Genomic DNA, 18,324 nt, shown 5'->3' with positions numbered 1-18,324 from the left:
CCTCTATCAAAAAGAAAAATCGTTGAGAACGGCGGGCAATTCGCCCTGCATCGCTTCGGCTTCCTGGGCGTCGTACTTCGCCTTGTCCCAGAGTTCGAAGTGATTGCCCATGCCCAGCAGGATCGTGTCCTTGCTGATGCCCGCGCCTTCGCGCAATTCGGGGGCCACGAGCACGCGGCCGGTGGCGTCCATGTCCACATCCATCGCGTGCCCCATGAAGATGCGCTTGAAGCGCACGGCCTCCATGGGCAGCGCAGTGATGCGCTCGCGGAACTTCTCCCACTCGGGGCGGGGGAAGACCATCAGGCAGCCGTGGGGGTGCTTGGTGATCGTGAGCTGGCCCGACGCGTTCGCCATCAGGACGTCACGATACCGGGTCGGCACAGAGAGCCGCCCCTTGGCATCCAGACTGATTGATGACGCGCCTTGAAACACGGCGTTGGACCTCTGTTTGGTTGGATCCCCGAAATTGAAGTTTCAGGGCACTTTTCACCACTTAATTGCACTTTTTTCCACTGTAGCAGGAAAAGAACACTGTGCAAGAGGTCATGCAACACAAATTTGCAATGAAATCAACGACTTAGACCGTATTTCGCAGGACGGACAGGAGATAAAACCCTTATTTATTAAGCACTTAGAGTCTGTTCACAAAGTGACACTTGAGGGTCGGGCGGCAAGTCGATTAAACCGTCAGAGAATGTATCTAGACAAATCCTCGTTCTGACTCAACATCTGCAAGCGGTCATTGACGTAGTTCGCGTCGATGACGACCGTCTGCCCGGAGAGCTTGACGGCGTCGAAGCTGACTTCGTCAAGCAATCGCTCCATAACCGTTGATAGACGCCGTGCTCCGATGTTTTCGGTGCGCTCGTTCACGTCGAAGGCGATGTGCGCGAGACGGGTGATGCCATCGGGCTGGAACGACAGCGTCACGCCTTCGGTCGCGAGCAGCGCCTGATACTGCTTGACCAGCGAAGCATGGGTCTGCGTGAGAATCGCCTCGAAGTCCTGAACGGACAGGGACTCCAGCTCCACGCGGATCGGAAAGCGGCCCTGCAGCTCGGGAATCAGATCGCTGGGCTTGGACAGATGGAAAGCCCCCGACGCGATGAACAGCATGTGGTCGGTCTTGACCATGCCGTACTTGGTGGAGACCGTCGTGCCTTCGACCAGCGGCAACAGGTCGCGCTGCACGCCCTGACGCGACACCTCAGCGCCCGACGACTCCTGGCGCGAAGCCACCTTGTCGATCTCGTCAATGAAAACGATGCCATTCTGCTCGGCGTTGGCCAGCGCGCGCGTCTTCACTTCGTCCTCATTGACCAGCTTGGCCGCCTCCTCGTCGGTCAGCAGCTTGAGCGCTTCGGCGATGCGCAGCTTGCGCGTCTTGCGCTTTTCTCCGCCCATCTGGCTGAACATGCCGCGCAGTTGCTCGGTCATCTCCTCCATGCCCTGCGGGCCCATGATCTCAAGCTGCTGGCGGGCTTCGGCCAGATCGATCTCGATCTCCTTGTCGTCGAGCTGACCCTCGCGCAGCTTCTTGCGAAACGACTGACGCGCCGCGCCATCGGGTGCCGGCTCGCTGCCGCGCGCGGGCGGAATCAGCACGTCCAGAATGCGCTCCTCGGCGGCGTCTTCGGCGCGCATGCGCATCTTCTTCATGTCGGCCTCGCGCGTCTGCTTGACGGCGATCTCGACCAGATCACGCACGATGGAGTCGACATCCTTGCCGACGTAGCCCACTTCGGTGAACTTGGTGGCCTCGACCTTGATGAAGGGCGCGTCCGCCAGCCGCGCCAGACGGCGAGCGATCTCGGTCTTTCCCACGCCCGTGGGGCCGATCATCAGGATGTTCTTGGGGGTGATCTCGTGACGCAGGCTGGCATCGACCTGCTGGCGGCGCCAGCGGTTGCGCAGCGCAATGGCGACGGCACGCTTGGCGCTTTTCTGGCCGACGATGTGGTTGTCCAATTCGGAAACGATTTCCTGCGGCGTCATTGAGTACATGGCTTGTCTTTATGTCTGACGAAGCCGGATCGGCTTCGATGGGTCAATCGTTTGGGGGCCACCAATGCAGCCCTGGCTGTTGCTCTGTTTCATGCGTCCCGAACTCGGCACAAGCGGCCAGCGCGCCGAAGCGGCGTCCACTTGAAATCCGGGTGCGATTCAAAGAGTCTCGATGGTGTGGTGCATGTTCGTGTAGATGCACAGCTCGCCCGCAATCGCGAGCGACTTGCGGACCACGTCCTCGGCCGAGAGATCGGTGTTGTTCAGCAGCGCCTTGGCGGCCGAGTGGGCATACGCCCCGCCCGAACCAATGGCCACGATGCCCTGCTCGGGTTCGAGCACATCGCCGTTGCCGGTGATGATCAGCGAGGCGCTTTCGTCGGCGACGGCGAGCATGGCCTCCAAGCGGCGCAGCACGCGGTCGGTGCGCCAGTCCTTGGTGAGCTCGATGGCCGCGCGGGTCAGTTGGCCGTTGTGCTTTTCCAGCTTGGCCTCGAATCGCTCGAACAGCGTGAACGCATCGGCCGTCGCGCCCGCGAAACCGGCAAGCACCTTGCCGCCGTAGAGCTTGCGCACCTTGCGCGCCGTGCCCTTGACGACGATGTTACCCAGAGTGACCTGGCCATCGCCCCCAATGGCGACCTGAATGCTGCCGTCAGCCAGCTGGCGACGGACGCTGAGAATGGTGGTGCCGTGATACTGTTCCATGGCGATGACAGATGAGGGCAGAGCCGAATTTATCAAGACGACATTGTGATGTTTCGCACGGGCCGCCAACGAAAAAGCGCGCGTGCAGCGCGCTTAGTCACTCAAAAAAGTACGCGGCCTGCAAATCCAACACGGCCCAAGCGAGAGCAGTCGAGCAAGGGCCGCCCCGCAGCGAGGACTGCGTCCCCCAGCCCGCATTGCGCAGCAATGCGTAGAGCGGGGGGAAGGCGTGCAGCGCCTCAGGGGGGCCCTCAATTTCTTCGAGGAACAACCCAGGCGTGCTCGCCGATGCCGATCACGTTGAAGAACACGGCGATCAGGCGGTGCAGATTGATGAACTGCACGGCGCGGCCCTTGGCCTGCTGCTCCGCGGCCCAGTTGAGCACAGATCCAGCAGCGGGGAAATCCATGCGGATCAGGCGGTCGCAAGGAATCTGCAGCGGTGCATCCGGCTTGGCGAGCGCCTCGAACGGCACAAGCAGCGGAACCGCATCGCCGTCGATGCAGCCCGACAGCCCCTGAACCAACGAGCCTTCGGGCTTGGCCGCACGCGCCGCTCCCTGCGACGGGTTGAGCATGTCGTCCTCGCGGGCGGCGTCCATGCGGGCCTGCTCGACGACCGCATTGAGCGCGCTGTCGTCGCCCTGGAACTTGCACTTGGTCGGCGCCCACGAGGGCGGCGAGACTTCGTAGGTCACGCAGTAGTCGAGCGCCACCAGTTCAAACTCGTCGGGCAGCCCCATCAGGCGCAACAGCGCCATGCGCAGGCGCCACCATTGCTCGTCCGACGTGCGGTCACCGGACTGCGTTCTGGACTGCAGCATGGCGTTCAGCGCGGACACGCCCACGAACTTGAGTTCGACGGGCTCATCCGCCCATTGCAGAAACAGGTCGCCGAGGCCCGGCAGCGCAGCCGCGTCGATGTCGGTGGTGCGCGACCAGTTCAGCGTCCAGGGCGGCGCGGGCTTGCGCGCGATCGATGCCTGCAGCGCGGCAAGCGACTGCGGCGAAATGGTGGGAGGGGCGTTCCAGTTGAACTCACGCGAATTCACGGCCGCACCCGAACTCTCGCTCGCCGCGAGTCCCAATTGCTCGGGCAGCGAAAACCACAGCGGCGCGGAACGACTGAAACGGCCCGCGTAGTCGATGGCCAGCTTGTCGAAACGATCCTGCTGACCCGTCGCACGATACAGATCGAACAAGGTCATCCAGATGTCGATCTGGTCCTTGGGATCATCCTGCGCATGACGCGCCAGCACTTCCAGCAAGCCCGATTCAGCGCCTGCGTAATCGCCATTGGCGAAACGGATGGCAGCTTCTTCAAGGTCGGGTTCGTGCACAAATTTCTCCAATTCCTCATGAGCGACAACGGCGTCCAGTCCCAGCGTGGGAATGTCGAAGGCCATACCCATGCCATTCAACGTCATCGGCACCGTCGGCGCAATCCCTTCGGACATCGCTCCCGCCACCGCAGGCTGCATGCCTCCTGTCATCGTCGCCGGCTGGGTAGCCGCAAATCCTGTGGGAGGCACCGTGAGCGGCGCAGTGGCCGCAAACTCCAGCGGCACCTCGGCCGTCACCTGCGGATCCTGCAGTGGCGGCGGAACCACGCGCGGCACCGGGCGTTCACCGCCGGCGCCGCCTGGCTTGGCGCGCCACCATTGCTGGGACATCTGCGCCTCGATCTCGTCGATCTTCTTGAGCGTCACCGCCCTGCCATCCGGCGAGACGTTGGTGCTGCTCGTCTGCGAGAGCATGGTGCTCTGCGCGAAAGAAGTCCGCCCGGTCGCGTCTTCCAGTTTCTGCCCCTGCACAACCTCCTTGCGGCGGAGCTTGCGCAGCTGATCGAATTCCCTGCGACGCACGAAGTCGTTGCGTCGCTTGCGCTCGATCATTTCCTTGAGCATCTGTTTGCTGTACTGGCCTTCCTTGTCTTCTTCAGGCGTATCCAGCTCCGACCACTGAACGGTCGGGTTGCGCACAAAGCGCACAACCTTGGACAGCAAACCGCGGGCGGCGTCTTCCTTGCTCATGATCATCGGGACAGTGAACCTGCCTCCATCACCCTGACTTCAGTCGGACTCGGCAGGTTCAGCATCCGTCAATCTCCGTACATTTTCTGCTTGAGTTCGCGACGCTGCTGCGCTTCCAGCGACAACGTGGCGGTCGGGCGCGCGATCAGGCGGCCCACACCGATGGGCTCGCCCGTCTCGTCGCAGTAACCGTAGTCACCCGCGTCGATGCGTGCGATGGACTGCTCGATCTTCTTGAGCAGCTTGCGCTCGCGGTCACGAGTGCGCAATTCCAGCGCGTGTTCCTCTTCAATGGTTGCGCGATCGGCGGGATCGGGCACCACCACTGTATCTTCACGCAGATGCTCGGTGGTCTCACCGGCGTTGTTATGCATGTCCTGCTTGATTTGCGTCAATTTGTGACGAAAGAACGCCAATTGCTTGTCGTTCATGTATTCACTCTCAGGCATGGAGAGCACTTCTGCGTCTGTCAAATCGTCCCCTGACTTGGTTTTCCAGTTGTTCGCCAGCTTGGGATCCTTCTTGGCGGGCGCCGCAGTGTTTTGCAGTGTCGTGGGCATGATGTCAATAAAGCTGGCGGGTGGGGCCACCATGGCCCCTCTCTACCGTTGATGGTACGGTCGATTGCGCGTTTCGGGAAGCGTTATGCAATTCCGGCACAGATTACCGGACTCTCTCGAGCCGGAAGGCCAACGGGGGGAATGCTGCGGCGCAGGTGGATCAGGGTTTCTCCCTCCTCCTTGCCTGTGCCCTGCATCCCGGTCGTCGCCTTGGATGTGCCGGGTCTGGCGCTCACTTCCTGTCTCCTCGCAAATCGGGCGGAGCCGGAATGTTGATCAAACAACTATCCCGGTTTTTCGGGGCGCGATTGTAGCGGCCTATTCAGGAGTTGGGGGGAAAGTGGCACACAACACACGCCTACTTTCCATACTGTGCCAGCGGCATCGCTCACATCAGCTCACACAAGGCACTGCTCCAGCCCCTGCACCAGAATGTCCTTGGGCAGGTCGATGCCGATGAACACCATCTTGCTGACGCGCGTCTCCCCTTCCGCCCACTGCGGGCCCAGATCGCTGCCCATCAGCTGGTGCACGCCCTGGAAGATCACCTTGCGTTCGGTTCCCCGCATGTTCAGCACGCCTTTGTAGCGCAACATGCGTGGTCCATAAATGTTCACAATCGCACCCAGAAAGTCTTCAAGCTTGACGGGATCGAATGCCCGTTCCGAACGGAAGACGAAGCTCTTCACGTCATCGTCATAGTGGTGGTGATGGGGGTGGTTGCAGTGCTCGCCGTGTTCGTGGTCATGATGATCATGGCCGCAGTGCTCATCGTGCACATGCCCATGGTCGTGCTCGTGCTTGTGGCCTTCGTGCTCGCACTTGCCGTGGTCATGGTCGCAATGGCTGTGATCGTGATCATGCGCATGGTCGTGCCCGTGGTCGTCTTCCTTGAGGAAGTCCGGGTCGATGTCCAGCTTGGCGTTCAGATTGAAGCCGCGCAGATCCAGCACCTGCGCGAGCGGCACTTCACCGAAGTGCACGGCGTGGATCGGCGCGCGCGGGTTCATGTGCTTGAGGCGGTGGGTCAGCGCCTCCTTCTCCGCCTCGCTCACCAGATCAGTCTTGGACAGGAAGATCTGGTCGGCGAAACCCACCTGGCGGCGCGCCTCCTGGCGGTCGTCGAGTTGCTGGTTGGCGTGCTTGGCGTCCACCAGCGTGATGATCGAGTCGAGCAGATAGGTCTCGGCGATCTCGTCGTCCATGAAGAAGGTCTGCGCGACCGGGCCGGGATCGGCCAGGCCGGTCGTCTCGATGATGATGCGGTCGAACTCCACGAGGCCCTTGCGGCGCTTGGCGGCCAGCAGTTGCAGCGTTTCGCGCAGATCTTCGCGGATCGTGCAGCAGATGCAGCCGTTGCTCATCTGCACGATCTGCTCCTTGGTTTCGGTCCGGAGAATGTCGGTGTCGATGTTCTCTTCACCGAATTCGTTCTCGATCACCGCAATCTTCTGGCCGTGCGCCTCGCTCAGCACGCGCTTGAGCAGGGTGGTTTTGCCGGAGCCCAGAAAGCCGGTGAGGATGGTGGCGGGGATCAGAGACATTTGAAATTCACTTTCAGCGATGATTCGCGGCACCCCACCCGGAAATGGCGGTGTGCCGCGAAGGGTCTTGTGAGCCGACTGGCTATCGCGTCAAGTTTAACGAGAGCGCCGGCGGTTCACAGCCGCCGCCGCGCATGTCCACTGATGGATTGCGCTTTATCCACAGGCCTCGTCAAGCGAGGGCCGCTCGGGATGTGGCGGGGCAGCGCGCTCAGCACCAGCGCCGCACACGCCGCATGTACTGCAGATATGGTTCGCCGAAATTTGCGAGCAGGATGCGCTCCTCGGGGAATATCTGGAAGCGCGTGATGTATCCCGCGAACAGCGCCGGGCCGACCAGCGCCGCCGCGTTTGCGAGCCAGACGCACCAGGCCAGCAGCAGCACCAGCATGCCCAGATACATGGGATTGCGCGTGAAGCGGTACACGCCGTTGCTCACGATGACGCTCGTTCTCTCGGGCGCGAGCGGGTTGACCGTGGTGCGGTGACGGTGAAACGCGTAGAGCGCCGACAGGTCGATGGCCACCCCGCAGATGGCAATCAGCGCTGCGAGACCGACGCGCGCGGGCGGCGCGAACGCAGCCGCCGGAACCCACTGGGCCACGCCGTACATCAGCGCCGCCGTCGCGATGCCGACCAGCGGCGGAGGGATCTTGAGTTCGAGTGCGGCCATGGGAATGTCTCCTTCAAAGCAACGTCATTCGTGCATTGCATTCAACGCCTGGATTGCGACTTGAGCGTCGATCTGGATGCCTGCTTTGGCTTCGGCTTCGGCACAGCTTGGCGTGCCGGCTTCATCTCTGGAGCCAGCCGAGCGCGCAGGGTCGCGAGAATTTCCTCGGACAACGCCGGGTTGCCCGCCGCCGTCGCGCGCGCCAGCACCAGCGCGCCGACCATGCTGGCCAGCACATGAATGGTGTCCGCCCGCACGGCGGCATCGGGCTCGCGCGATGCGGGGGTGGTGGCACGGGCAAACCGCTGGATGTTGCGCTCGACGCCCTGGGCAAACACCTCGGACATCTCGGGCCCCGCGCGGGCGGCATCGACGGCCAGCGCGGCGGCCGGACAGCCCTCTCCGGGGTGGTCGCGATGCCCGCTGCTGAGATAGCCGTGAACCAGCGCGTGCAGCACGTCGTCCGGATCGAGATCACCATCCCTGAGCTGGTCCAGCGGCGTGATGGTCCAGTCGAAAGCGCGCAGACAGGCCTCGCGCGCCAATGCGTCCTTGGATTCGAAATGCCGGTACAGGCCGCCATGGGTGAGCCCCGCGTCGCGCGTGATGTCGGCCACGCCGACACCGGCCAGGCCCCTTTCACGATAAAGACGTGCGGCCGCCTCCACGATGCCTGCGCGGTTTTCTGCGGATTGGGCCTTGCTGACTTTCATGGTTTTGATGATACCCGTCATCTAAATTCTTTTATGATGACGGTCATCATCAATATCAGGTGCGCGAAAAATGAGCAAACGAGTGGTCATCACCGGCATGGGACTGGTGTCTCCGTTGGGCTGCAACGTGGAGCTTGCATGGCGGCGCATGCTCGCGGGCGAATCCGGCGTGCGGCATCTGCCCTCCGAGATCGGCGAAGGCACGGGCATCGCGATCGCCGCGCGCGTGCCCGACACCGCTGAAGACCCGCAGGGCGGCTGGAACGCGGACGCCGTGGTCTCCGCCAAGGAACAGCGCCGCATGGACCGCTTCATCGCGTTCGCGCTCGGTGCGGCCGAGCAGGCGATTGCCGAGGCGCGCTGGCTTCCTGCAACGCTGCATCACCAGCAACGCACCGCCACCGTGATCGGCTCGGGCGTGGGCGGCTTCGGCACGATCTCGCAAGCGGTGCGCACGACTGATTCCAAGGGGCCACAGCGTCTGTCGCCGTTCACGGTGCCGGCGTTTCTGGTCAACCTCGCGGCCGGTCATGTGTCGATCAAACACGGTTTCAAGGGCCCCATCGGAGCACCCGTCACCGCGTGCGCGGCAAGCGTGCAGGCCGTCGGCGATGCGGCGCGACTCATCCGCAGCGGCGAGGCGGATGTGGCGGTCTGCGGCGGCAGCGAAGCGACCATCGACCGCGTGAGCATCGGCAGCTTCGCGGCGGCGAATGCGCTTTCGAGCGGCTTCAACGACCGTCCCACGCAAGGCTCGCGCCCGTTCGACGCCGCACGCGACGGCTTCGTGATGGGAGAAGGCGCGGGCATGCTGGTGCTGGAATCGCTCGAGCACGCCCTCGCGCGCGCAGCGACACCGCTCGCCGAGGTGCTCGGCTACGGCACGTCGGCGGATGCCCATCACATCACCTCCGGCCCCGAGGACGGATCGGGCGCGGCGCAGGCCATGCATCTGGCGCTCGCGCAGGCGCAGCTCGCGCCGCATGAAGTGTCGTTTCTCAACGCCCATGCCACCTCGACGCCCGTCGGAGACCGCGGCGAACTCGCGGCGATCCGGCAGGTGTTCGGAACGGCCGGCAATGGTCCCGCCATCAGCGCGCCCAAGTCCGCTGTCGGCCACATGCTGGGCGCTGCGGGAGCGGTGGCCACCATCTTCACCGCGCTAGCGCTGCGCGATCAGATCGTGCCGCCGATTCTCAACCTCGAGCAGCCCGACCCGCTCGCCGAAGGACTCGATCTGGTGCGCGCGAAAGCCAGACCGCTCGCCATGGACGTGGCGATGCTCAACGGCTTTGGTTTCGGCGGGGTGAACGCTTCGCTGGTGCTCAGGCGCTACGTCTGAGGTCGCAAACAGGCTCTGATCAATCGCCGGACTTGCGCTTTGCTCTGGGATGCGCGGCATCGTAGACCTGCGCGAGATGCTGGAAGTCGAGCCGCGTGTAGACCTGCGTGGTGGTGATGTTGGCATGGCCCAGCAGCTCCTGCACCGCGCGCAGATTGCTGCTCGACTGCAGCAGATGGCTTGCGAACGAGTGGCGCAGCATGTGCGGATGCACGGGCGTGGTGAGCCCCGCGAGCTGGCTGCGTTCGCGCAGGCGCAGCCAGACGGATTGCGCGGAAAGGCGCACGCCGCGTCGGCCGATGAAAAGCGCCGCGTCCAGGCGCGGGGACGATGCGCCGCCGAACGGCTGGGCGCGCTGCTCAAGCCATACCTGCACGGCGGTGATGGCCGGCGCGCCCATCGGGACGCTGCGCCGCTTGGAGCCTTTGCCGAAGACATGGGCCTCTCCCGCCTGCAGGTCCAGCCAGCCCCGGCCCTCGTTGCGTGCGGTGGATGACGCGATCACGTCCAGCCCCACCAGCTCGCCCACACGCAATCCGCAGCCGTAGAGCAGCTCGACGATGGCGGCGTCACGCGCCTCGAGCCACGGGTCTGCGCCCGGCTGATCGAACTCGGCCAGCCGCACGGCATCATCCACGCCCAGCGCCTTGGGCAGCGGTTTAGGAGCCTTGGGCGCGCGCACGTCCTGCACCGGGTTGTGCTGCACCAGCCCCTGACGCGCGGCCCAGGCGAAGAAGCCGCGCCAGCCCGAAAGAATCAACGCGATGCCGCGCCCCGAGCGGCCCGCGCTGTGCATCTGCGCCACGAAGCGGCGGATGTGGACGTTCTGCAGCTCCAGCAGCGGCTGCTTCACCACAGCGGCGAACTGCACCAGCTTTTCCAGATCGAGCGTGTAAAGCGTGTGCGTGCGCGCGGCCAGGCGTTTTTCCACGCGCACGAAGTCGAGATAACGAAGCGCCTCGGGCGGCAGAACCACAGGCTCCGCATCAGTTGGAGGCGCTTCCTGGCCCTTGCTGACGGCGGTGGTCTTGCGGGCCATGTCTGAACGAGAGCGCCTCAGCGCAGACGCGTCAGCGCGGCACTCGCGAGCTCGGCCATGCGCGTGAGGAATTCCGTGCCCATGGACGCATCAAAGCGCGCAGGGTCGTGCGAGCCGAGCACCAGCAGACCGAAGGCGGGCTCGGTGCTGTCGATGGCGCCGTCGCGCAGCGGCAGCAGCGCGAGCGACTGCACCTGCGTGGCCTGCGGCAGCCACTGCGTGGGCTCGAAGCCCATGTTGGCACCGCAAAACGGGCTGGTCAGCGACGAGGCGAAGGCGCGTGCGTCCTCGCTCACGCCGCGCGCAAAGCTCTCGGCCGAATATACCGGGCCGACGCCCCACACGCGCAGCGCCACCTGCGGCACGTCGAACAGATCGCGCATGCCGTTTTCCACGGCGGCGGGCAGCTTCATCGGCTCCTTCACCGACAGCAGCAGGCGCACCCATTCGTGCATCTTGTCGCCGATGCCGGTGTTCTCGCCGCTGTGGCGCACCATGTCCATGATGCGCTGCTCAAGACCCTTGATCTTCTCGCGCAGCATCTCGGCCTGGCGCTCGTGCAGGCTCACGGCGCGCTGGCCGTGCGGGCTCGCGATGGTGACGCTGGCCAGCACTTCGGCATGGCGTTCGAAGAAATCCGGCGTGTTCACCAGAAATTCGGCGATGTCTTCTTCGGTGATCGGTGGCACGTTGGAGCTCGCGTTGGTGGGTGTGGTCATAGGTTGTCTGGTATCTCGATCTGGCCTTCGAACACCGTGGTGGCGGGGCCGGTCATGAAAACGGAATCTTGCGGGTCGCCCGACCAGGCAATGGTCAGCAGGCCGCCAAGCGTGTGGACATCGACGCGCCGATCCAGCAAGCCCAGACGGATGCCGATGGACACCGCAGCGCAGGCGCCCGTGCCGCAGGCAAGCGTCTCGCCCACGCCGCGCTCGAAGACGCGCAGCTTCACTTCGCTGCGGGAAAGGATCTGCATGAACCCGGCATTCACCCGCTCCGGGAAACGGCGGTGGCTTTCGATCTGCTTGCCGACGAAGGCGACCGGCGCGGTGTCCACATCGTCCACCAGCTGCACCGCATGGGGGTTGCCCATCGAGGCCACGGCGCACCAGACGACCGTGTCGGCACCCGAATCAGCAGCGCGCACTTCGATCGGCCACTGCTCGGCGTCGCCAACGATGCGCGCGACCGCGCCCTCTGCGTCGAACGGAATCTCGGGCGGAGAAAAGCGCGGGCGCCCCATGTCCACGGCCACGCGGCCATCGGACATGAGCTGCGGCGCGATTACGCCCTTCTTCGTCTGCACGCGGATCGAGTCCTTGGGCGTGAGTCCCTTGTCATGCACGAAGCGCGCAAAGCAGCGCGCGCCATTGCCGCACTGCTCGACCTCGCCGCCATCGGCGTTGTGGATCACGTACTCGAAATCGACCTCGGACGACGGCGCCGCACGCACGGTCAGGATCTGGTCCGCACCAATGCCGAAATGGCGGTTGGCGATGAACCGGTATTGTTCGGCGGACAGGCCGTAGCTGCTGGAGGTTTCGTCCAGCACCACGAAATCGTTTCCTGCGCCCTGCATCTTGGTGAAGCGGATCTGCGTTGGCATATCCGGCAATTATCCGCTCTGACGGAGAGTCCGCGCCCATCGGGCCGTAATAAGCTGTAGCAGCATGTCGGCCCCGGCCGCGCCAGCTGCTTCGCCTGCGCGCCAGCGGGAACTTGCGCGCTTGCCCATAATGCAAACCATGCCCCGCTCAAACCAACAACTCCATACCCACCGCGAGCCCGTCAAGACACGCCCCGCAGCCACCGTGCTGCTGGTGCGCGACGCGCCCACAGACAACGGTGAACACAACGGCGCCCCCGTCCTCGAGGTCCTCATGACCCGCCGCTCGCCCAACGCGAGCTTTCTGCCCGGAGCCTATGTGTTTCCGGGAGGCGGAATCGACGCCCTCGATGCCAGCCCCGAATCCCACGCCCAGACCGACCACCGCCCCACGCAGTCCGCCCAGCGCGTGACCGAGGCCGTGGCCGGCATTCGCGAGACCTTCGAGGAGCTCGGCATCCTGCTGGCCCGCCACGAGGGCGATGGCCGCTTCGCCGATGCAGCGGACATCGCTGCCATCGACCGCAAGCAGCCCTTCGTCGCCCAGTGCGCGGCGCTCGGTCTGCGTCTTGCGGTGGACGACATGCATGTGCTCGCCCACTGGACGGCCGACCGCACCGCGCCCAAGCGCTTTTCCGTGCCCTTCCTCGTGCGCCGCATGCCCGAAGGACAGGAACCGGTGGCCGACGAGTCCGAGCAGTTCGAGCCGGTCTGGGTGCGCCCGGCCGACGCGCTCGCGCAGCACAAGGAGGGCAAGTTCTTCATGATCTTCCCGACCATCCGCACGCTGGACTTCCTCAAGTCGTTCACGTCGGTGCAGGCGCTGATGGACCTGATCACCAAGGATGAAGAGCCGCTCTGGAACTGCTGCCCGCGCAGCGGCCTCGTCAAGGGCCGCGAGACGCGTTTCATGGACCACGAGCACGCTTTCGGCGAACTCGCCATGGTCACGCCCGACGGCCAGATCCTGCATCCGCTCGACTGGCAGAGCGAGCGCGCCGTGCCGCTGCTCAAGAACGTGCAGCGCCTGACCGCGCCCAACCCCGGCGTCATGACCGGCCCCGGCACCAACAGCTATCTGGTGGGTGACCCGTCCACCGGCTACATCGCCATTGACCCCGGACCGGCCGACGCAGCGCACCTCGAGCGGCTCTGGCGCGCTGCGGGCGGCGACATCCGCCAGATCGTCTGCACCCACTCCCACCCCGACCACTCGCCTGGCGCCAAGCCACTGCAGGAGATGGTCGCCCAATACGGCAAGCCGACGCCTCCCGTGCTGGGTCTCGCATCCAGGCCCACCTCGCGCGCGGACAGCCAGTTCACCCCCGACCGCGAGCTGGCCGACGGCGAGCGCCTGCAGCTGCGCGGCCCCTCGCCCGACGGGGAGGTCACCCACACGCTCAAGGCCATCCACACGCCAGGCCACGCGGCCAACCATGTCTGCCTGCTGCTCGAGGAAGACAACCTGCTGTTCTCGGGCGACCACATCCTCAACGGCAGCACCACGGTGGTGAGTCCGCCCGACGGCAACATGGATGACTATCTGCACTCGCTGGACAGGCTCGACGCGGCCTGCACCGAGTTTGCGGTGGAGTTCATCGCGCCCGCCCATGGCTACGTGATCGAAAAAGCCCGCGAGGCCATCGCCAAGCTCAAGGCCCACCGTCTGGCCCGCGAGGCCAAGGTGCTCAAGGCGATGCAGAAAATGCCATCGGGCGACCTCGAAGACTGGGTGAAGATCGCCTACGACGACGTGCCCGAGCGCATGTGGCCGGTGGCGCTGCGCTCGCTTCAGGCCCATGTGGACCGCATTCGAAACATGGAACCCGGAAACTGAGCGGCGCGAATCACCATGCGCCACTGCGTTGAGCCGTACTGGTGAATAATTCACGCCCTGCCGGGCGTGCCCGGATCGATGAAATTGGAAATCCCGGGTATGTCGGACAAGCAAGCAAGAGGCGGCGCCAAGCCGCAGGAATCAGTATTGGAAGGCCAGCGCCTTTCCAAGCGCGTGATGCAGCAAAAGGGCTGCTCGCGCAGCGTGGCCGAGCAGTATGTGGAAGGTGGCTGGGTCAGCGTGGACGGTGAAATCCAGGAAGCGCCGAGTCTGCGCGTGCGCGACGAGCAGCGGGTCGAAATCTCTGCCGACGCGAATCTGCTGGACCTCTCCCCCGTCACCCTGCTGCTGAACCAGCCCGCCAAATGCAAGGATCCGTTCACCCTGCTGAGCGTGGCGGCCCACTCCGCCACCGATCCGCAGGCCGGGCGCATGCGCGTGCTGCGGCGGCATTTCAAGGGGCTGTATGAATGCGCTCCCCTGCACCGCTCGGCCAGCGGTCTGGCGGTGTTCACGCAGGACCGCAACATTGCCCGCCGCCTGTACGAAGACGCCGCCTCCATGGAGCACGAATGCATCGTCGAGGTGACCGGCGACGTGGCCAGCGCCGATCTGGCGTCGTTGCGCTCCGGCGCCGTGCTGCCTTCCGCCAAGGTGAGCCGCCAGAACGAAAACCATCTGCGCTTCGCACTGGCCGGAACGGCCATGAACTCGATCGGCGCGCTGTGCGCCTCGGTCGGACTCAAGGCGGTGAGCATCCGCCGCATCCGCATCGGGCGGGTGCCGCTGTCCAAGCTGCCCGAAGGCGAGTGGCGTTTTCTGGGACTCGGCGAGCGTTTTTGAGGCCATAGACGGGACTCTGTCGCAAAACGCCTCTAAATGTAAAGTTCAATTGGTAAATTTACAGCCATAGCCAATATACTCATCCGGCCACAACGACAACAGGGAGATGGGCATGGATGCCAGTAGCCAGAGAGACCTCCGGCCGGAACCAAGCGCGAGCGACGCTCTGGAGAAAATCAGGGCACACCGGCTGCGCTTCACCGGCAGCGGCGGCGAATATTTCCGCGTCTGGATCGTCAACGTGCTGCTGTCCATCGTCACCCTCGGCTTCTACACGCCGTTCGCGCGCAAACGCACCGCCCAGTACTTCTACAGCCACTCCAAGGTCGCGGGCAGCCCGCTCGAATTCACCGCCCAGCAACGGCGCATGGTGTTCGGTTTCGTGCTGGTCTTTCTGCTGAGCGCGGCCTACCAACTCGCGGTGCGCACCGGACAGGACACGGCCGTCGGCCTCTTCATCCTCTGCGGCGCGGCGCTCGCGCCCGTCATCTGGGCCAGCGCCATGCGCTTTCGCCTCTCCAACACCCGCTGGCGCGGCCTGCGCCTGGTGTTCACAGCCAACTGGAAAGAGATCTACAAGGCGAGCTGGCCGATCTTCGCGCTCGCGCTGGTGTGGATCGGCGTGTTCTACGGCATCGCCGCGCTGGTCGGCGACTATGTCACCGGCTTCGAAGGCGATGCCCCCAAGCCCCGCCCCAAGCTCGAAGCTGGTGCCGGCTGGTCCGCGTTCGGCATCGTCCTGCTCGGCATGTTCCTCTCGGTGCTGTGCATCATCCGCATCGAATACAACTACCGCAGCCTGCTGGTGCTGCGCACCCGCATCGGCAACGAAATCAGCCGCTGGAAGCCGGTCTACATGGACTTCGTGAAGATCTGGGCAGGAACGGTGCTGGTGTTCGTGCTGTCCATCGTGGTCGTCGCCATGCTGAGCGCAGCCGTCGCGGGCGGACTCGCGATGTCCTTGAAAAGCGTTGGCTACATGCACCCCGGCGCATGGATCTATATCGCCATCGCGCTGGGCGCCGTCATGAGCCTTCTGCTGATGATTCTGGCCAGCGGCCCGGCGCGCGCCTATCGCGAATCGCGCATGTTCCATCTCGTCTGGAACAACACCGGCATCAGCCAGATCGCGCGCTTCAAGTGCACGCTGTCCACCCGCAAGTTCGTGCTGCTGCGCCTGAAGAACATGCTGCTGACCATTCTCACCATCGGCTTCTACCGCCCGTTCGCGCGCGTGGCCGAATACAAGATGAAATTCGAATCGGTCACGCTCTACGTGAAGGGCAGCGTCGAGCAGCTCGCCGGACGCCTCGAAAAAGGCCAGAAGGAAGGCTTCGGCGACGCACTGGCCGACGCGGCCGGGCTGGACCTGATCGGGTGATGTCCGCCAACAGCCCTGCCCTGATCCGCGCGCGCTGGTTCGACGGCCAGAGCAGCCAGGCGCGCCCCGTGCTCGTCGGCCTTGAGGCCACGTCCAAGGGACCTGATCTGCTGCTGCACCTGCTGCAATCACCCGGCGACGCGCCGCGCCGCTATGCCCACCGCGACGTGAACTGGCCCGAGGCCTGGAGCGCCAAGCGCCATCAGGAAGCGCTGATCATCGACCTCAACGACGGTGGCAGCCTCGAGATTCAGGACACCGCACGCTGGCACGCAGCGCTCGCCAGCGTCGACTTCAAACCCGGCCTCGCCCAGCGCATGCAGACGCGCTGGCCGATCTTTCTTGGCGTGTTCGCCGTGGCGGCAGCCGGCATGGTGCTGTTCTACAAATACGGCACGCCCTGGGCCGCGACCCAGCTCACGCGCTTCGTGCCGCTCAGCTGGGAAACCATGCTCTCGACCGAAGCCATGACGCAGATGGATGAGCGCATGCTCAAGCCCAGCAAGCTGCCCAAGGAGCGGCAGGAGCAGCTGCGCAGCGAGTTCGAATCGCTGATTGCCAGGACGCCCGCATCGCTCAAGCGCTACCACGGCTACGAGCCCAAGTACACGCTGCAGTTCCGCCGCGGCATGGGCGCCAACGCCTTCGCGCTGCCCGGCGGCTCCATCGTCGTCACCGACGGGCTGGTGGAGACCGCCCAGCGCGAGAAGATCGGCGACGACGCCATCATCGGCGTGCTCGCCCACGAAATCGGCCACGTCGCGCACCGCCACACCACGCGCATGGTGGTTGAGCAGGGCGTGCTGCAGACCGGCCTCGGCCTTGCGCTCGGCGACGTGTCGTCCGTGATCTCCATGGGCAGCACCATGCTCACCGGCCTCGCCTACCAGCGCAGTCATGAGCGCGAGGCCGACTGCTTCGCCATCGCGGTGCTCAAGAGCTCGAACATCTCCACCGCCCCCATGGGCGACCTGCTGCTCGCGATGGCGGCGCGGCGTGGCAATAGCGATGAAGACGATGAGGACGACGGCAAGAAAAAGGACGACAAGAAGGACGAGGCGAAATCAGCCGAAGCTCCAGCCTCGTCCGCTTCCATCGCATCCGCCCCAGAGCAACCGGCAAGCAAGCCCCAAGCCCGCAGCGAGGCCGACATCGCCAAGGAAGAAGGCATGTTCTCGCTGCTCAGCACGCACCCGGAAACAGTGGCGCGCGCCAGAGAGCTCAAGGCAGGCATCTCGCCACATTGCGCGGCAACGCCTTGAATGAACGCGGCGAACCTTGTCTGGAAGAAGAAAAGAGAAAAAGAAAACAGAAAAGTGTGAAGCCCGCCGATAAGCCGGATTCTGTGCACCGTGGTTTCCCACGGAGTGACCGCCATTAATCTGGGCCGGGTGTCGCCACCACGGCTCGATGCTACCTACCCGCCAGCTCTGCGGAACCACATCAACGCTGGCCTACTTGGTATTGCTGCGCGTAGAGATTGCCCGTTTCACCCGAACTCAATCGGCTCGTCTCTGTTGCTCTGATCCTTACCTCACGGTGGGCAGCCGTTAGCTGCTACGCTGTCCTGTGCAGTCCGGACGTTCCTCCAGTGCCTCCTTTCGGAGATTGCACCAGCGGCGGTCTGGCGTGCTTCACGTCTGGGATTATCGCCGTCTTTGATTTGTTCGTTGGGGTGGGGGTGATTCTTTTTTTGTGTTTGGGTGAGGGTTGAGGGCGGAGGCCGGGACTGCCCCCGGCGGGGCAATCACTTTTTGCTTGCGCGCAAAAAGTAATCAAAAACGCGCTTTCAATACCTCCGGCGGAACTCGCTGCGTTCCTTCGTCACTCCGCTCGGGCAACCGCCGGAAATCAGTTTGGAAGAGGTGTTGCGGCACTTCGCTTCGCTCGTGCCGGAGGGCTTGCAGAGTTGGGTTGGGCGCAAATGCCCACTGCTCTTTTGAGCGCGGTTGATCCAGCGAGCAAGTCAAAAAATCGCGCAGCGCGGACGCACCAGCATCTCGCGAAGTCGCGAGATGCACGGCACGAGCGAAGCGAT

At 64.3% G+C, this 18,324-nt stretch carries 16 protein-coding genes and 1 other RNA gene; 5 read left to right on the top strand and 12 right to left on the bottom strand.

All coding sequences use genetic code 11. The features are described from left to right. Nucleotides 1-6: 6 nt before the first annotated feature. From mraZ to ISG32_RS01230, 8 genes are all read right to left on the bottom strand, one after another. Nucleotides 7-435 carry a division/cell wall cluster transcriptional repressor MraZ gene (gene mraZ, locus ISG32_RS01265; RefSeq protein WP_166311541.1) on the bottom strand — a complete coding sequence of 143 codons (429 nt, stop codon included), beginning with the start codon at nucleotides 433-435 and terminating at the stop codon, nucleotides 7-9. A 255-nt stretch (nucleotides 436-690) separates the two neighbouring features. Beyond that, the gene (gene hslU / locus ISG32_RS01260) at nucleotides 691-2,007 is read right to left on the bottom strand and encodes an ATP-dependent protease ATPase subunit HslU (protein ID WP_194769209.1); all 1,317 of its coding nucleotides are present in this window, start codon (nucleotides 2,005-2,007) and stop codon (nucleotides 691-693) included. A gap of 159 nt (nucleotides 2,008-2,166) precedes the next feature. Continuing rightward, the gene (hslV, locus tag ISG32_RS01255; RefSeq protein ID WP_194769208.1) at nucleotides 2,167-2,715 is read right to left on the bottom strand and encodes an ATP-dependent protease subunit HslV; all 549 of its coding nucleotides are present in this window, start codon (nucleotides 2,713-2,715) and stop codon (nucleotides 2,167-2,169) included. 251 nt (nucleotides 2,716-2,966) lie between these two features. After that, a complete protein-coding gene (locus ISG32_RS01250; RefSeq protein ID WP_194769207.1) occupies nucleotides 2,967-4,748 on the bottom strand; it encodes an STAS domain-containing protein in 1,782 nt (593 codons plus the stop codon). 68 nt (nucleotides 4,749-4,816) lie between these two features. After that, nucleotides 4,817-5,308 (bottom strand): RNA polymerase-binding protein DksA, encoded by a 492-nt coding sequence (dksA, locus tag ISG32_RS01245; RefSeq protein ID WP_194769693.1) that lies wholly within the window; start codon nucleotides 5,306-5,308, stop codon nucleotides 4,817-4,819. A gap of 398 nt (nucleotides 5,309-5,706) precedes the next feature. After that, a complete protein-coding gene (locus ISG32_RS01240; RefSeq protein ID WP_194769206.1) occupies nucleotides 5,707-6,852 on the bottom strand; it encodes a CobW family GTP-binding protein in 1,146 nt (381 codons plus the stop codon). Between the two features lie 211 nt (nucleotides 6,853-7,063). Beyond that, nucleotides 7,064-7,525 (bottom strand): methyltransferase family protein, encoded by a 462-nt coding sequence (locus ISG32_RS01235; protein WP_194769205.1) that lies wholly within the window; start codon nucleotides 7,523-7,525, stop codon nucleotides 7,064-7,066. 41 nt (nucleotides 7,526-7,566) lie between these two features. Further along, nucleotides 7,567-8,238, bottom strand: coding sequence for a TetR/AcrR family transcriptional regulator (locus ISG32_RS01230; protein ID WP_194769204.1), 672 nt, complete (start codon nucleotides 8,236-8,238; stop codon nucleotides 7,567-7,569). A 70-nt stretch (nucleotides 8,239-8,308) separates the two neighbouring features. Between ISG32_RS01230 and fabF the strand changes: the two genes are divergently transcribed. Further along, nucleotides 8,309-9,580, top strand: coding sequence for a beta-ketoacyl-ACP synthase II (gene fabF, locus ISG32_RS01225; protein ID WP_194769203.1), 1,272 nt, complete (start codon nucleotides 8,309-8,311; stop codon nucleotides 9,578-9,580). 19 nt (nucleotides 9,581-9,599) lie between these two features. On the opposite strand, the gene ISG32_RS01220 is transcribed toward fabF, so the two are convergent. From ISG32_RS01220 to dapF, 3 genes are read right to left on the bottom strand one after another with little or no spacing between them, the layout of a single operon-like run. After that, nucleotides 9,600-10,619: a tyrosine recombinase XerC gene (locus ISG32_RS01220; RefSeq protein ID WP_194769202.1), complete on the bottom strand. Its 1,020-nt coding sequence runs from the start codon at nucleotides 10,617-10,619 to the stop codon at nucleotides 9,600-9,602. A 17-nt stretch (nucleotides 10,620-10,636) separates the two neighbouring features. Next, nucleotides 10,637-11,338 (bottom strand): DUF484 family protein, encoded by a 702-nt coding sequence (locus ISG32_RS01215; protein WP_194769201.1) that lies wholly within the window; start codon nucleotides 11,336-11,338, stop codon nucleotides 10,637-10,639. Further along, the gene (gene dapF / locus ISG32_RS01210) at nucleotides 11,335-12,225 is read right to left on the bottom strand and encodes a diaminopimelate epimerase (protein ID WP_194769200.1); all 891 of its coding nucleotides are present in this window, start codon (nucleotides 12,223-12,225) and stop codon (nucleotides 11,335-11,337) included. The genes ISG32_RS01215 and dapF overlap by 4 nt, the downstream gene beginning before the upstream one ends. A 139-nt stretch (nucleotides 12,226-12,364) precedes the next feature. Between dapF and ISG32_RS01205 the strand changes: the two genes are divergently transcribed. From ISG32_RS01205 to ISG32_RS01190, 4 genes are all read left to right on the top strand, one after another. Continuing rightward, entirely contained in the window at nucleotides 12,365-14,062 is a 1,698-nt protein-coding gene (locus ISG32_RS01205) for an MBL fold metallo-hydrolase (protein ID WP_194769199.1), read from the top strand. A 99-nt stretch (nucleotides 14,063-14,161) separates the two neighbouring features. After that, the gene (locus ISG32_RS01200) at nucleotides 14,162-14,905 is read left to right on the top strand and encodes an RNA pseudouridine synthase (protein ID WP_194769198.1); all 744 of its coding nucleotides are present in this window, start codon (nucleotides 14,162-14,164) and stop codon (nucleotides 14,903-14,905) included. Between the two features lie 112 nt (nucleotides 14,906-15,017). Further along, nucleotides 15,018-16,286, top strand: coding sequence for a YjgN family protein (locus ISG32_RS01195; protein WP_194769197.1), 1,269 nt, complete (start codon nucleotides 15,018-15,020; stop codon nucleotides 16,284-16,286). Further along, nucleotides 16,286-17,548 (top strand): M48 family metallopeptidase, encoded by a 1,263-nt coding sequence (locus ISG32_RS01190; protein WP_194769196.1) that lies wholly within the window; start codon nucleotides 16,286-16,288, stop codon nucleotides 17,546-17,548. The genes ISG32_RS01195 and ISG32_RS01190 overlap by 1 nt, the downstream gene beginning before the upstream one ends. A gap of 54 nt (nucleotides 17,549-17,602) precedes the next feature. On the opposite strand, the gene rnpB is transcribed toward ISG32_RS01190, so the two are convergent. Next, an RNA gene (gene rnpB, locus ISG32_RS01185) (RNase P RNA component class A) lies at nucleotides 17,603-17,922 on the bottom strand. Between the last annotated feature and the right edge of the window lie 402 nt (nucleotides 17,923-18,324).

It is taken from the genome of Diaphorobacter caeni (assembly GCF_015354245.1).
Classification (GTDB): Bacteria; Pseudomonadota; Gammaproteobacteria; order Burkholderiales; family Burkholderiaceae_C; genus Diaphorobacter_A; species Diaphorobacter_A caeni.
The sequence above is the reverse complement of the archived record's forward strand: the minus strand, read 5'-3'. Positions and strand labels throughout refer to the sequence as shown.

What these genes read in the sequence shown, in the direction of transcription:
- hslU (WP_194769209.1), bottom strand. Translation starts at nt 2,007, where the DNA reads ATGTACTCAATGACGCCGCAGGAAATCGTTTCCGAATTGGACAACCAC.
- hslV (WP_194769208.1), bottom strand. Translation starts at nt 2,715, where the DNA reads ATGGAACAGTATCACGGCACCACCATTCTCAGCGTCCGTCGCCAGCTG.
- ISG32_RS01250 (WP_194769207.1), bottom strand. Translation starts at nt 4,748, where the DNA reads ATGAGCAAGGAAGACGCCGCCCGCGGTTTGCTGTCCAAGGTTGTGCGC.
- dksA (WP_194769693.1), bottom strand. Translation starts at nt 5,308, where the DNA reads ATGCCCACGACACTGCAAAACACTGCGGCGCCCGCCAAGAAGGATCCC.
- ISG32_RS01240 (WP_194769206.1), bottom strand. Translation starts at nt 6,852, where the DNA reads ATGTCTCTGATCCCCGCCACCATCCTCACCGGCTTTCTGGGCTCCGGC.
- ISG32_RS01235 (WP_194769205.1), bottom strand. Translation starts at nt 7,525, where the DNA reads ATGGCCGCACTCGAACTCAAGATCCCTCCGCCGCTGGTCGGCATCGCG.
- ISG32_RS01230 (WP_194769204.1), bottom strand. Translation starts at nt 8,238, where the DNA reads ATGAAAGTCAGCAAGGCCCAATCCGCAGAAAACCGCGCAGGCATCGTG.
- fabF (WP_194769203.1), top strand. Translation starts at nt 8,309, where the DNA reads ATGAGCAAACGAGTGGTCATCACCGGCATGGGACTGGTGTCTCCGTTG.
- ISG32_RS01220 (WP_194769202.1), bottom strand. Translation starts at nt 10,619, where the DNA reads ATGGCCCGCAAGACCACCGCCGTCAGCAAGGGCCAGGAAGCGCCTCCA.
- ISG32_RS01215 (WP_194769201.1), bottom strand. Translation starts at nt 11,338, where the DNA reads ATGACCACACCCACCAACGCGAGCTCCAACGTGCCACCGATCACCGAA.
- dapF (WP_194769200.1), bottom strand. Translation starts at nt 12,225, where the DNA reads ATGCCAACGCAGATCCGCTTCACCAAGATGCAGGGCGCAGGAAACGAT.
- ISG32_RS01205 (WP_194769199.1), top strand. Translation starts at nt 12,365, where the DNA reads ATGCCCCGCTCAAACCAACAACTCCATACCCACCGCGAGCCCGTCAAG.
- ISG32_RS01200 (WP_194769198.1), top strand. Translation starts at nt 14,162, where the DNA reads ATGTCGGACAAGCAAGCAAGAGGCGGCGCCAAGCCGCAGGAATCAGTA.
- ISG32_RS01195 (WP_194769197.1), top strand. Translation starts at nt 15,018, where the DNA reads ATGGATGCCAGTAGCCAGAGAGACCTCCGGCCGGAACCAAGCGCGAGC.
- ISG32_RS01190 (WP_194769196.1), top strand. Translation starts at nt 16,286, where the DNA reads ATGTCCGCCAACAGCCCTGCCCTGATCCGCGCGCGCTGGTTCGACGGC.